Genomic DNA, 13,142 nt, shown 5'->3' on the forward strand with positions numbered 1-13,142 from the left:
TAGGGCAGAGAAGCTAGAACTGAAGCCCGAACTTCTTGCGGACGTATGCCCGGCAGGGCTCCCAGCGGGCGTTGGCCAGGCAGGGCAGGCCACGAAGCGAGAGTACCGCCGCCAGTTCGGCCAGGGCGGAGCCCAGGCGGATCTCCATGGTCACGGCCTTCACGGCCAGGTAATGCAGAATCCCCCGGCCGAAGCGGGTCTGGCAGATGGCTACCTCGCGGCGGAACACGTCGCCCCAGGTGGCGGTCTTGGAGGCGGGCTGGAGCCTGAACGCGGCCACGATGTGCGGAATGCGCACCATTCTTCGGCCCTGGCTCATGCGCTGGAACAGGTCGAAGTCCATGCAGTATTTGAAATTCGGGTCGATGCCGCCAACGGCCTTGTACACGTCGGCCCGCCAGAAGGTGGACTGCTGGGGAACGGCCATGTTGTGGCGCATCTGCCTGGCGCTGGGGTTAAGCACCATGTCCATCATCACCGGAGTCTCGTCGTGGGTTACGAGCACGGTGTCCCCGGTGACCATGGCCGCGTCCGGGTTGGCGGCGAAGGCCTCGGCCACCCGTAGCAGCGATTGTTTGTCCCAGAGGTAGTCGTCGGAGTTTATCCAGCCCAGAATCTGACCGCTGGCCCGCGAAAATCCCTCAATAAGCGCGGCGGTCTGCCCCGCGTCCTTCTCGCTTCGCCAATAGGCCAGGTGCGAGCCTTGGGCGCGGATCACGTTGACCGTGCCGTCGTCCGAGCCGCCGTCGAGCAGGATGTGCTCCACGCTGACCCCTTCCTGCCCGGCCACGCTTTTTAAGTTGCGCGTAAGGAACGGGGCCTGGTTGTAGGAAGGCGTGACGATGGTGATGCTGGGAAGCGCGGCCACGGTCAATCCCCGGCTGTTTCGCTTAAGCAGCGCCACAGGGTTTCTCCGGCCCGGTCCCAGCGGTACTTGGCCGACTGCACGAACCCCCTGGCCACCATCTGCTTGCGCAGGTCCACATCGTCCAGCACGCTGGCTATCTTCACGGCCAGGTCCTCCGGGGAGTCGGGGAAGAAGGCGATGCCCGCGTCGCCGGCCACTTCAGGCAGGCTGGTGGCGTCGGCGTAGATCACTGGGGCGCCGCTGGACTGGGCCTCCACCACGGGAAGGCCGAACCCCTCGTAGAGCGAGGGGAAAACGTAGGCCAGGGCCAGGCGGTAGGCCTGGCACAAGTCGGCCTCGGGCAGGTAGCCCAGGCACCGTACCTTCTCTTCCGGGAATCCCTCGGGCAGGGAGGCCTTGAGGGCCTCCTGGTCCCCGAAACCGGCCACGGCCAGAAGGGGGATGTCCCGTCCCTGCTGCAGGAGTATTTCCAGGGCCCGGGGAACCACGGACAAATTTTTGTGGGGCTGCAGGTTCCCGGCGGTGAGCAGGAAATCTTCCTTGAGGTTCAGGCGGGCGCGGAAGTCCTCGGCCTGATGCCCCTCATCCTCGCGGGGCGGACGGAAATGGGCCATGTCCACGCCGTAGCTGGGCAGCACTTCCAGTTTCTCGGCTACTTTGCCGAATACACGCAGCATCTCGTTCTTGGAGGCCCTGGTTCCGGTGATGGCCCTGTTAGCCCTTTTTAGTCCCGCCTTGTGGCGAAGCCGGAACACGGTTCGGATGTGCCAGGCCAGGGTGTTCGGATAGGCGTCCCAGAGCACGTCGTGGTACATGCCCACGGCCTTGCCGGGAAGCATGGGCGGGAAAAGGCCGTCCGGTGAGAAAAAGACGTCCTGGGGGTGGGCGAGCCGCTGCAGGAACATCCCGGTCTGCTGCCAGGCGTAGAGCGAGGGGAACTTGGCCGTTACGGCCCTGGCCTTGCCCTGCTCGACGAGGGCCAGGGCCACGGGGTTCACCAACGGGTTCCCGGCGAAAAGGGTGAACGCGGCCTGGCCTTGCGATGCCTCCACCAGCTGCGGCAGGATGCATTCCAGGTATCGGCCGATGCCGGTTCTGTAGGGATAGGCCAGAGGGCTTGCGTCTATGCCGACGCGCAGTACCTTGGGCATGCGGGGGGCTCCGGCGCGTTGACATGCGCCAAATTTGTGGAATAGGCAAGTCAGTTCATGCGTAAAGTCATACTGGCACAGCCCCCGGCGGGGCTCGCATCCACCCTGCGCGCAAGCGCGAGCCTGGCCTCACCGGCCGGGGTCTTCGCGCATTTCTTCAGGCGGCGCGAGCTGTTGAGCGAATTCACGCGTCTGGAATTCTCGGGCCGCTACCAGGGCACGCAGCTTGGAATGCTCTGGAGCCTGGTGACTCCGCTTGTCACCCTGGGGGTCTACACCTTCGTGTTTTCAGCCGTGTTCAAGACCTCCTGGAGCGGGTCGGGCACGGGCGGTGTTCTTGAATTCGCCCTGTCGCTGCTTACCGGCCTGGCCTGCTTCGAGGTGGTGTCCGGGGCGGCGGCGCGCGGGGCCACGGTCATGGCCGAGAACGTGAACTTCGTGAAAAAGGTGGTCTTCCCGCTGGAGGTGCTGCCGGTCAGCGTGGCCTTGGCCCTGTCGGCGCAATCGCTTCTGTCCCTGGGCCTTGTCTGCGCGGTCAGGATCTTCACGGGCGCCGGTCTGCCTGAGACAGCCATGCTGGCCCCCCTGGGCTATGTCCCCCTGGTGCTTTTCGCGTCCGGGCTCGGACTGTGGCTGGCTCCGGTGGGCGTGGCCGCCAAGGACGTGGGGCATATCATCACGGCCTTCATGCAACTCTATTTCTTCCTGACCCCCATCGTCTATCCACTTTCGGCCGTGCCCGAGCGCTACCAGCCCATCCTGGCGGCCAACCCGTTGCACGTTGTCATCGAGCATTTCCGGCGCACCCTGTTATGGGGCCAGGCTCCGGACTGGACCGCCCTGGGGCTGGTGACCCTCTTTGCCCTGGTTTTCATGCTCTTGGGGTTTGCCTGGTTCATGCAGTTAAAGAAGGTGTTCGCGGATGTCCTCTAGCCCCCTGGTTTCAGTTGAGGGCGTGAGCAAGGTCTACAACCTGTACAAGCGGCCCCAGGACCGTTTGCGCCAGCTCCTGGCCGTGGGCGGGCGTAAGTACTACAAGGAACACTGGGCGCTCAGGGACGTCTCCTTCACCATCGAACCCGGCGAGGCCTTCGGCATCATCGGCCGAAACGGCGCGGGCAAGTCCACGCTCTTGCAGATCATGGCCGGGGTGCTTTCGCCCACGGCCGGGCGCGTGGAAACCCCTGAGCGCGTGGCCGCCCTTCTGGAGCTTGGCAGCGGGTTCAAACCGGACTTCACCGGCCGACAGAACGTGTTCATCAACGCCGCAGTGCTTGGCGTGCCCCGCAAGGTGGCCGAAGAGCGCATGGACGACATCCTGGCCTTCGCGGACATCGGGGTGCATATCGACCAACCCGTGCGCACCTACTCCTCGGGCATGTTTCTGCGCCTGGCCTTTGCCGTGACCATCTGCCTGGAACCCGAGATCCTCATCGTGGACGAGGCCCTGGCCGTGGGTGACGTGTTCTTCCGCCAGAAGTGCTACGCCAGGCTCCAGAGCCTCATGGACAAGGGCGTGGCCGTGGTGCTCGTCTCCCACGCCATGAACGACGTGGCCCAGTTCTGCTCCCGAGCCCTGTATCTGGAACGCGGCCAGGTGAAGTTTTTGGGGCCCTCCATGGACGCGGTGAAGCTCTACATGCTTTCTGCCTCCCCGGGCGCCTCGGGTTCGTGTTCCCTGGCCGCCCCCGCCACGGCCATTGAAGGGTTCGGCCAGGACGACCATTGGCCCGGTGACGATGCCTTTGTCGACATCTCTTCGGCCGGGCGGGCCGAATCGGGCATGGCCGAGTGCGTGCGCCTGGCCGTGATGGACTGCCAGGGTCTGCCGGGCCGGGCCTTCGAACAGGGCGACACGGCGCTCTTTTACGTGGAGTACCGGGTGAACGCGGACATGGAAGTGCCCGTGGCCGGGGTGGAGCTTATTAGCGACAAGGGCGTGATCGTTTTCGGAAAGAACACCCTGCAGTTCGACTGCCGGGTGCCCGAGTACGTTCCGGCCGGGTCCCTGCTGCGTTTCGTTTTCGAGGTGAAGCTCGACCTGGCCGTGGGCGAATACACCTTCGGCGCGGGGCTCACCACCATGTCCGCCCAGGATTTCTCCCGACGCGCCGAGATGACCCACCCGGAGCTCGATTCGAAAAACACTATCCTTTCCATCCTCTCCAACGCGGGCAGCCTGGCCGTCACCTTCCGGAGCGCGGACACATCCCCGGTGCAGCTCACCCACCACGGCGTGGCCAACCTGCCAAGCTCGGCCCGGATGGCCTTTCTTCCCGCCGAAGGTGATTCCCCGAAGTGACGACTCGCAGTCTGGGCTGAAACGACCGCATCGAATGGGCGCATACAATGAAGAACGAAGATCTTAAGGCGGTCATCCGCGACATCTCCTCCGGGTTCAAGGCCGAGGCGCCGCTGCCGGCGCTCTTTGAGCGGATGCTCATGCTTAGTCCCAAGCTCTGGCGCTGGTGGGACCTGGGCTGGCGGGCCTTGCGCAGGCTTACCCCGGCTTTGGCCGTGGACCGCAGGCCGGGCCAGAACCCGCTCATTGCCGTGGACCTTCTGCCGCTTCTGCCCGGCGGGGCCAACGGCGGAGCCAAGGTGTTCACCCTGAATCTTCTGGAAACCATGGCGTCCATGGCTCCGGACTGGGCCTTCGTGCTGGCCGCCAACCCGGAAACCCTGCCCGAGCTCAAGGAATACGAAACCAATACGCTCAAGGTGATTCCGGCGGATAAGAAGTGGCAGCTGAAACCGCCGCGCAAGCTCCTGGGCAGGCCCATAGACGCCTGGTTCTGCCCGTTCACGCGCCCCTATTTCCAGCACCAGGACATCCCCCTGGTGTCCATCATCTACGACCTGCAGTACCACTATTACCCGCAGTTCTTCTCCGACGCCGAGGCGCGCGGTCGCGACCAGACCTTCCAGCTGGCGGCCAGGCGTTCGGCCCGGCTGGCCTGCATCTCGGACTTCGTGCGCCAGACCGTGCTCGAATACGGAAACCTGCCCCCGGAGAAGGTACGCACCGTGCACATCTGCCTGCCCGAGCGCTTGAGCGAGCCTTCGGACCATGAGGTGGCGGCGGTCCTTAAGCGTTTAGGCCTCGCCCGGCAGGGGTACCTTATTTTCCCGGCCAACTTCTGGCCGCACAAGAACCACGCCGTTCTGCTCACGGCCTTCGGCCTCTTCGCCAAGGCCCATGCTGACCTGGCGCTCAAGCTGGTGTTCACCGGCGCGGACACCGGCCTGGCGCCCGAACTGAGGCTTGCGGCGCAGTCCATGGGGCTCGGGGAGAAGGTGCTGTTTACCGGCTACGTGTCCGACGAGGACCTGGCGGCGCTCACCACGGGATCTCTGGCCCTTATCTTCCCGTCGCTTTTCGAGGGATACGGCATGCCCGTGGCCGAGGCCATGCACCTTGGGGTGCCGGTATTGTGTTCCAATGTCACCAGCCTGCCCGAGGTGGGCGGCGACGCGGCCCTCTATTTCGATCCGAGAAAGCCGGAGGACGTGGCCTCGGCCATCGCCCGCATCGCCACGCAGCCGGACCTGCGGGCCGAACTGGCGGTCAAGGGCAAGGCCCGTGCCGCCTCCCTGGGCGGGCCGCAGGACATGGCCCAGGCCTACCTGAACCTTTTGGACGAGGCCATGCGCGGGCTCGGCTCGCAAAGCTGCGCCTGCGAGGGCGTTTCCCGAGATTCGGTCTCCGGCCGGGTCTTCGCGGCATTCGGCCCGGCTTCGGGCAGGCAATGGATCGAGGCCCATTTCCGCAACGAGGGGGACGCGCCCGTCGCCTACGAGGCCTATCTGAACGGCAAGCTCCTGGGGCCCAAGGCCCTCTTGGCCAACGGAGCAACGTTCGCCCTCAAGCGTCTGGCCAGCCCGTATGGCGGCTGCCTGGAAATCGTCTTCGATGTTCCAGCCGGCCATGATGTGGTGCCAGGGCTCAAATGCCTGAAACTCTCGCTTGCGGGCAGAGAAAATCACGATTTTCTTGGGGGGTCCTAATGCTTACGCTCTCCGTAGTCACCCCGTCGTTCAACCAGGGGCGCTTCATCAGCCGCACAGTTGAATCCGTGCTCTCCCAGGGAGTGCCCGTGGAGTACGTGGTCATGGACGGCGGCAGCTGCGACGAGACAGCCGACGTGGTCAAACCCTATGAAGGCCGCCTGCACTTCGTGTCCGAGAGCGACAGGGGCCAGACCGACGCCCTGAACAAGGGCATCGCCGTGACCACCGGCGAAATCATCGGCTGGCTCAACTCAGATGACGTGTACTATCCCGGCGCCTTCAAGGCCGTTTTAGATTACTTCGAAGCCAACCCCGAGTGCGACGTGGTGTACGGCCAGGCCGACCACATCGACGTGAACGACCTGTTCATCGAGGACTATCCGGTCGAGCCGTTCGACCTGGACCGGCTGGAAGAGGTGTGCTTCATCTGCCAGCCAGCCCTTTTTTTCCGCCGTCGGGTGATCGGACGCTGGGGGCTGCCGGATGTTACCCTGCGCTACTCCATGGACTATGAGTTCTGGCTGCGCCTGGGACTGGCCGGAGCCCGTTTCGACTATCTGCCCGTGAAACTGGCCGGATCGAGGTTCTACCCGGACACCAAAACCCTGGGCCAGCGCCTCCAGGTGCATTCGGAAATAAACAACATGATGGCCTCAACCCTGGGCTATGTGCCGGACAAATGGTTGTGCAACTGGGCGCACACGCTCCTGCGCGACAAGCTGGGCTTTGACCCGGCCAAGAAGTACACCACGGTGCTTATCGCGGCGGCGTCGCTCGGCGCGAGCCTATGGTGGAACCGGGGGATTTCCGGTGGGCTGTGGCGGACCGTGAAGGGCTGGATGTAAGAATGTATTTCGGAGAAGCCTCCGGCGGCCAGAGAGGAAACTTTCCCAAAAAAGTTTCCTCTCTGGGCTCTCCTTCAAAAACTTTCAATGGGCTTCGCGTTCATCAGCGGGAAACCCGCGATGAACGCGAAGCGGTAACGGGTCCAGGGAACGAAGTTCCCTGGCCGGAGAGTCCAGAGAGGGCGGCGCCCTCTCTGGCCGCCGGAGGCCTCCCCCCATGCTTATAGGCTTCGACGTCAGCCAGACCGGCGCGGGCAAGGCCGGATGCGGCTATCTGGCCCATGGCTTGGTGAACGCCCTGGCCACGCGCGGCACCCGGTTCGTGTTCTATCCGCATTTCGGCGACCTCTACTGGGAGCCCAACCCCAAGGCGTGTTCATGCCCCGGCTCGGGCTGCACGCTAGGCCCCACGTTTCGCTGGTTCGAAAAGAGCAAGACCTTCTGGCGAAAGCCCCCGGCGGACTTCGAGGCCAGGCTCGGCAACCCGGACATCGTTCATTCCAATAATTTCTTTTGTCCAACGGGGCTTCATAAGGCCCGGCTGGTCTACACCCTCTACGACCTCTCCTTCATGGAGAACCCCCAGTGGACCACCGAGCAGAACCGGGTGGGCTGCCTGGAGGGCGTGTTCGGGGCCAGCCTGCGCGCCGATTTCATGCTGTCCATCTCCCAGGCGACGCTTGAACATTTCCTGCGGATCTATCCGCACTATCCGCGCGAGCGCACGGCCGTGATGCATCTGGCCAGCCGCTTTGGCGAGCAGAGCCCCCGGCGCGCTCCCAAGCGCCTGCGCGGGGTGACGCCCGGGGAGTACTGGCTGTGCGTGGGCACCATAGAGCCCAGGAAGAACCAGAAAGCCCTGTTCGAGGCCCTGGCCGCTCTGCCCGGAAAGCGGCAGTTGGTGCTGGCCGGGGGGCGCGGCTGGTTGATGGACGACATGGCCAGGATGGTGAGCGAGCTGGGCGTGGCCTCCCGGGTGAAATTGACGGGCTACGTGGACGACGAGGAGCTGGCCTGGCTCTATGCCAACTGCCTGGGCTTCGTGTATCCGTCGCTCTTTGAGGGGTTCGGGCTGCCGGTGCTTGAGGCCATGAGCCTGGGCGCACCGGTGATAACGTCCAATGTGTCCAGCCTGCCCGAGGTGGCCGGGGACGCGGCGATTCTGGTCGATCCGCTGGATACTGGAGCCATCGCGGCCGCCATGGCCAGGCTGGAAGGGGACGGTTCGCTTCGAGCTTCGCTTCGTGAGGCTGGCCTGGCACGGGCGGCGAGTTTCAGCTGGGAGAGCGCGGCCCAGGTCGCGGCTGAGGCCTATGACCGGGTGCTTGCTTTGCCCAAATACGCCTCGCAGTCCTAACAGCCTTGACAGCGCAGGTAAGCGAACATAACTAACCCCGACTTAACCTGCCTTTACGCGAACCGATCCTCCAAAGGAGTCCCCATATGCCTTACGACATCCGCCTGGTGAAGATTATAAACGGCGAGACCGTTCTCGGAAAGTTCGACGAAGCCACCCAGGGCTTGAAGGAAGTGGCCATCCTCCAGACCGTGCCCACCCAGCAGGGCGTGCAGATGGTTCTTCTGCCCTTCGGCTATCCCTTCGAGACCGAGATCGGCGGCGAGATAAAGCCCGAGCACATCCTCTACACGTTCAAGACCTTCCCCGAGGAGCTCAAGAACAAGTATCTCGAGGCCACCTCGAACCTGACCATCTCCTCCGCCCGCGACTTGAGCGCGCTCAACCGGATGGCCCCCGCTGGCAAGGGCGGCTCCGGGCTCATCCTGAAATAACGATACACGTAAACAAAGGACCGGCCGCGCTCAAGGTGCGGCCGGTCCATTTTTTTCCATGCGCAACATCCTGCGTCTTCTGCCAAAGCCCAGCCATTACGCCGGGGCCGAGTGGGGCGCGGTCCGCAAGAACCCGGAGAGGGTCTCGGCCCGCGTGGCTCTCGCTTTTCCCGATCTCTACGAAGTGGGAATGAGCTACCTTGGGCAGAAGATTCTGGCCGAGGCCGTGAACCGCCGGGACGAATTCTGGGCCGAGCGGGTCTACGCCCCTACCAAGGAAGCCGCCGAGGTGATGCGCGAGCACGACGCCGCGCTGTGCACCCTGGAGTCCGACACGCCGCTTGCAGAGATGGACGCCGTGGCTTTTCATCTTACCCACGAGCTCTGCTACACCAACGTTCTCTTCATGCTCGACCTGGCCGGCCTGCCGCTTCATGCGGCGGACAGGGACCAGTCCCACCCGTTGGTGCTGGCCGGTGGGGGCTGCTGCTTCAACGCTGAACCTCTGGCCCCGTTTCTGGACGCCATGGTCCTGGGCGACGGCGAGGAGGCCCTGCCCCGCGTGCTTGAAAGAGTGGCCCAGGCCAAGCGCGACAAGCTTTCGCGCCGGGAGCTGCTGCTTACGCTCAAAGACGTTCCCGGCGTCTATGTCCCCTCGTTCTTTGAAGTGGAGAGTAAGGCTCCTGGTCGGCTCATTCCGCTGGTCCCGGGGTACGACCGGGTGGAAAAGGCCATAGTGGCAGACCTTGACGACGCCCCGTTCCCGCTTCTGCCCGCTGTGAGCTGCGGCCAGGCCATCCACGACCGGCTGAGCCTTGAGATCGCTCGCGGCTGCACGCGCGGCTGCAGGTTCTGCCAGGCAGGCATGATCTACCGCCCGGTGCGTGAGAGGAGCCTTACCAAGCTTACCGAACTGGCCGACGCCGGGCTTTCGGCCTCGGGCTACGAGGAATTGTCGTTCCTCTCGCTTTCTTCCGGAGATTTTTCCGCCCTGGAGAGCCTTTTCGAGCAGTCCGCGGCCCGCTGCCTGTCCGACCAGGTGGCCATCAGCCTGCCGTCGCTTCGCGCCGGAACGCTCACCCCGCGCATGCTTTCGCTCATGTCCAGACTGCGCCGAACCGGGGCCACGGTGGCTCCGGAGGCAGGAAGCGCCAGGCTTCGCGCCGTCATCAACAAGGGCATCACCGAAGAGGACATACTGGACCACGCCACCCGGCTTTTCGCCTCGGGCTGGCAGTCCATCAAGCTCTATTTCATGATGGGCCTGCCCACGGAGACGGATGAAGACCTGGAGGCCATTGCCGACCTGGCAGTCAAGGTGCTCCGGTGCGCTCCCCAGGGGGCCAAGCGGCTCCAGGTGACGGTTTCCGTGTCCACCTTCGTGCCCAAGCCCCATACGCCGTTCCAGTGGGACGCCCAGATAGGCCGGGAAGAGACCGAGCGCCGCCTTGGCATCATCCGGTCCAAACTGGCGGCGTACAAGAAAATCACCGTGCGTTGGCACGAGCCGGGCATGAGCTGGCTTGAAGGCGTGTTTTCCCGGGGCGACAGGGCTCTTGCGCCCGTGGTCGAACGGGCCTACCGCCTGGGCGCCCTGTTCGCCAGTTGGGTGGACATGCTCGATCTTGCTCCCTGGATGCAGGCCTTCGAGGAGTGCGGGGTTGATCCGCACCCGTATCTCGAAGAACGCGACACGGCGGCGGCCTTGCCCTGGGACCATTTGAGCTGCGGCGTTTCCAAGGCGTATCTGCTCTTGGAGCGCGAACGCGCACTGAAAGAAAAAAACACCCCGGACTGCCGCTTCGGCGCGTGCATGCAGTGTGGAGCGTGTTCGGAGCTGTGCAAGGCGCCTGAGCTCCATACCCCCGGAATCCGGCCCAGGGTGAACCTCTCCGTGCCCGAGTGGAAGGCGGCCATGGCCGAGCCGGAAGGCCCGGACTCTGGCCTGGAAAATGGAAAGGCTTCGGCTTCTTCCGGTGGAACCCCACTCAACGCACCGCCCAAATCCCGCGAGGAACTGACCCATAAGGCCGGCCATTACCGGGTGTGGTTTTCGAAAACCGGTCCCGCCGCCTACTTAAGCCAGCTGGAGCTGAACAATGTGCTGGAACGGGCCCTGCGCCGCTCCGGGCTCAAGCCGTCCTTTTCCGCCGGATACCATCCCATGCCCTTGATCACCTTCGGCTGGGCCTTGCCCGTGGGAGTGGAGAGCCGCGAAGAGTGGTTCGCGCTCTTTTTGCGCAAGTTCGCTAGTACTGGAGATATTGCGTCCAGGCTGGACGCGGCGCTGCCGGACGGGCTTGGCGTGCTCAAGGTGGACGAGTTGGGAATGGGCAAGAAGGTGTCCCAGCCGGTAGCCGAGGAATTTCTCTTAAGCTATCTGCTTCCTGCGGACGAAACGGCGCGGCGCATGGCCCAGTGGCGGGAACTCATGGCCAAGGACCATTTCCCCTGGTTCTCGGTGACCAAAAGGGGAGCCAGGACAGTGGACATCAGGCCGCTTCTGGTCTCCATTTCCGAGCGTTCCCCGTCGGAGCTGGCCCTGACTTTCTCCTGGAGCGACAACCGCTACACGAGCCCCCTGAAACTGGTAGGGGCGGTGAACGACGGGATGTCCCTGAAAGACTTCACATTGACCAAGCTCAGGCAGATCTTCGCCTGAGACACTAGTCTTCTCTCCCCGAACGCCACGGATGCCCGCAGGGCGTTTAGAGGCTTTCTACTTCAGATACTCGTCTATTATCCGCTGAACTTCGCCAGTCTTTTTCAGTGTATCAAGTGACTCCTGAAGCTTCGAGACCAGTTCGTCCGGCGTGTCCTTGTTGATGGCATAATAGAACTGCACATCATACAGGGGGTACACCGCTTCGAAATCATCTTTATCCAGGCCCAATTCCGTTATCATCCACTCGAATGCCATGTCGTTGTAGGCGAAAAGATCGATTCGTCCGGTTTGCAGTTTCATAAGGTTCGCCTTGGCATCCGGGGCGGTCTCGATCTTTTCGGCGGGGTAGCCGGCTGCGAGCAGGAATTGCGTAGTTGGATATTTGCGGATTACCCCGAGTGAATACTTCTGGGCATCATCAAGGGTCTGCAGGCTTATTCTTCGGTCCTTTCGGGCGATAAGGGAGCTGCGGACCGAAATTATCGGGCCGACCCATTTGAACAGGTCCTCCCTCTCCTTCGTGCGGGCAACGGAATAGAGCAGCGTGCCCGGTTTGTTGCGAACGGTATCGTACGCCCTGGCCCAGGGCTGTATCTGGATGTCCCCCATGTGGCCCTTGAGGCCGGCAAAGGCTACCATGCGCAGGAGTATATCGGTGGATATTCCTCGGACCCCGTCCTGGGTCTTGAAGTTGAACGGCGGGAGTTCCTCGGTCAGGATGACGAACTTGTCGGGTGCGGCCTTGGCCCGCCCGGGGAAAAGGGCCAGGAGCGCAGGCAGGAGAAGAACGGCAAGGGCAAGCAGCGTGGCCTTTCTCATCAGGAACGTATTCTCCCTGGGCGTTGCGGCAAAGATTTTGCGGGCCGCGTGATTTGAAAGCTCAAATCCGGTTGTTCATGTGCGATGAAGGAAATGATACCCTAAATAATCTCACAGGGACATATGTAAGAAAATTTCCGGCTTGGCCGTGCTGGCTCTGGGTCTTAAAGGCCGTGAAGGCTGGAATGTGTCTGCTGTGCTGGCTACTTGAGATAAGCGTCGATAACGCGTTGTACATCTCCGGATTTCTTCAACGAGTCCAGGGCGCTTTGCAGTTTTGCTATGATGCTGTCAGGGGTGTCTTTGTTGAAAGCGTAGTAGAGTTGTCCCTCATGGAGAACGAAGACCGTTTCGAAGTCGTTCTTGTTCAATCCATGCTTTGCCACCATCCATTGGAACGCGACCTCATTGTAGACGAAGAGGTCGATCCGCCCTTTCTCCAGTTTGATAAGATTTGATTTCGCATCCGGAGTGGTTTCGATCTTGTCCGCGGGGTAGCCTCCTGAGAGGAGAAGCTGGGTTGGCGCGTAATCGCGAATGGCGCCCAGTGTGTGTTTCTGTGCGTCTTCCACGGAATGGAGGCGGATGTGTTTGTCCTTGCGGGCAATGAGCGAGTTGCGGTTGGAAATGATGGGGCCGACCCATTTAAAGAGCGGATCTCTTTCCGGGGTGCGGGTTACGGAAAAAAGCATGGTGCAGGGTTTGTTGCGAACTGTGTTGTACGCCCTGGCCCAGGGTTGCACCTGTATCTCTTCGGTCTGGTCCTCAAGGCCGGAATGCTCGATCATGAGCCGGAGAATGTCGGTGGATATACCCCGGGCGCCGTCCTGGGTCATGAAGTTGAACGGCGGGAGCTCCTCGGTCAGGGGCATGAGCTTTACGGAAGTGGCCATGGCCAAGCCTTGGAAAACAAAGAGGGGCAAGGCAAGGAAGCAAACGCTTAGAATAATCTGTGTGGGATTTCTCATCGAACAGTGTTTTCAGATGGCTCT

General features: G+C 62.7%; 9 protein-coding genes and 1 pseudogene. 7 read left to right on the plus strand and 3 right to left on the minus strand.

Annotated elements, in window-relative coordinates; translation table 11 throughout:
* Positions 1-13: 13 nt before the first annotated feature.
* A pseudogene (locus tag HY795_14290) lies at positions 14-2,007 on the minus strand (glycosyltransferase).
* A 69-nt stretch (positions 2,008-2,076) separates the two neighbouring features.
* Here HY795_14290 and HY795_14295 point away from each other — a divergent pair.
* From HY795_14295 to HY795_14325, 7 genes are all read left to right on the plus strand, one after another.
* On the plus strand, positions 2,077-2,952 hold the full coding sequence (locus tag HY795_14295; protein MBI4806400.1) for an ABC transporter permease: 876 nt from the start codon (positions 2,077-2,079) through the stop codon (positions 2,950-2,952).
* On the plus strand, positions 2,942-4,321 hold the full coding sequence (locus tag HY795_14300; protein ID MBI4806401.1) for an ABC transporter ATP-binding protein: 1,380 nt from the start codon (positions 2,942-2,944) through the stop codon (positions 4,319-4,321). Before HY795_14295 ends, HY795_14300 begins: the two co-directional genes overlap by 11 nt.
* A 47-nt stretch (positions 4,322-4,368) precedes the next feature.
* A complete protein-coding gene (locus HY795_14305) occupies positions 4,369-6,027 on the plus strand; it encodes a glycosyltransferase family 4 protein (protein MBI4806402.1) in 1,659 nt (552 codons plus the stop codon).
* A complete protein-coding gene (locus HY795_14310) occupies positions 6,027-6,875 on the plus strand; it encodes a glycosyltransferase (GenBank protein MBI4806403.1) in 849 nt (282 codons plus the stop codon). The genes HY795_14305 and HY795_14310 overlap by 1 nt, the downstream gene beginning before the upstream one ends.
* A gap of 217 nt (positions 6,876-7,092) precedes the next feature.
* Positions 7,093-8,232 (plus strand): glycosyltransferase family 4 protein, encoded by a 1,140-nt coding sequence (locus HY795_14315; protein ID MBI4806404.1) that lies wholly within the window; start codon positions 7,093-7,095, stop codon positions 8,230-8,232.
* An 86-nt stretch (positions 8,233-8,318) separates the two neighbouring features.
* Positions 8,319-8,666: a hypothetical protein gene (locus HY795_14320; GenBank protein ID MBI4806405.1), complete on the plus strand. Its 348-nt coding sequence runs from the start codon at positions 8,319-8,321 to the stop codon at positions 8,664-8,666.
* A gap of 58 nt (positions 8,667-8,724) precedes the next feature.
* Positions 8,725-11,328 carry a TIGR03960 family B12-binding radical SAM protein gene (locus tag HY795_14325; protein MBI4806406.1) on the plus strand — a complete coding sequence of 868 codons (2,604 nt, stop codon included), beginning with the start codon at positions 8,725-8,727 and terminating at the stop codon, positions 11,326-11,328.
* Between the two features lie 57 nt (positions 11,329-11,385).
* On the opposite strand, the gene HY795_14330 is transcribed toward HY795_14325, so the two are convergent.
* Both HY795_14330 and HY795_14335 read right to left on the minus strand, forming a co-directional pair.
* Positions 11,386-12,150 carry an ABC transporter substrate-binding protein gene (locus HY795_14330; GenBank protein ID MBI4806407.1) on the minus strand — a complete coding sequence of 255 codons (765 nt, stop codon included), beginning with the start codon at positions 12,148-12,150 and terminating at the stop codon, positions 11,386-11,388.
* Positions 12,151-12,353: 203 nt separating this feature from the next.
* Positions 12,354-13,043, minus strand: coding sequence for an ABC transporter substrate-binding protein (locus HY795_14335; protein ID MBI4806408.1), 690 nt, complete (start codon positions 13,041-13,043; stop codon positions 12,354-12,356).
* Positions 13,044-13,142 lie beyond the last annotated feature (99 nt).

This window comes from Desulfovibrio sp., assembly GCA_016208105.1.
Lineage (GTDB): Bacteria > Desulfobacterota > Desulfovibrionia > Desulfovibrionales > Desulfovibrionaceae > Fundidesulfovibrio.

What these genes read in the sequence shown, in the direction of transcription:
- HY795_14305 (MBI4806402.1), top strand. Translation starts at nt 4,369, where the DNA reads ATGAAGAACGAAGATCTTAAGGCGGTCATCCGCGACATCTCCTCCGGG.
- HY795_14330 (MBI4806407.1), bottom strand. Translation starts at nt 12,150, where the DNA reads ATGAGAAAGGCCACGCTGCTTGCCCTTGCCGTTCTTCTCCTGCCTGCG.
- HY795_14320 (MBI4806405.1), top strand. Translation starts at nt 8,319, where the DNA reads ATGCCTTACGACATCCGCCTGGTGAAGATTATAAACGGCGAGACCGTT.
- HY795_14310 (MBI4806403.1), top strand. Translation starts at nt 6,027, where the DNA reads ATGCTTACGCTCTCCGTAGTCACCCCGTCGTTCAACCAGGGGCGCTTC.
- HY795_14295 (MBI4806400.1), top strand. Translation starts at nt 2,077, where the DNA reads ATGCGTAAAGTCATACTGGCACAGCCCCCGGCGGGGCTCGCATCCACC.
- HY795_14335 (MBI4806408.1), bottom strand. Translation starts at nt 13,043, where the DNA reads ATGGCCACTTCCGTAAAGCTCATGCCCCTGACCGAGGAGCTCCCGCCG.
- HY795_14325 (MBI4806406.1), top strand. Translation starts at nt 8,725, where the DNA reads ATGCGCAACATCCTGCGTCTTCTGCCAAAGCCCAGCCATTACGCCGGG.
- HY795_14300 (MBI4806401.1), top strand. Translation starts at nt 2,942, where the DNA reads ATGTCCTCTAGCCCCCTGGTTTCAGTTGAGGGCGTGAGCAAGGTCTAC.
- HY795_14315 (MBI4806404.1), top strand. Translation starts at nt 7,093, where the DNA reads ATGCTTATAGGCTTCGACGTCAGCCAGACCGGCGCGGGCAAGGCCGGA.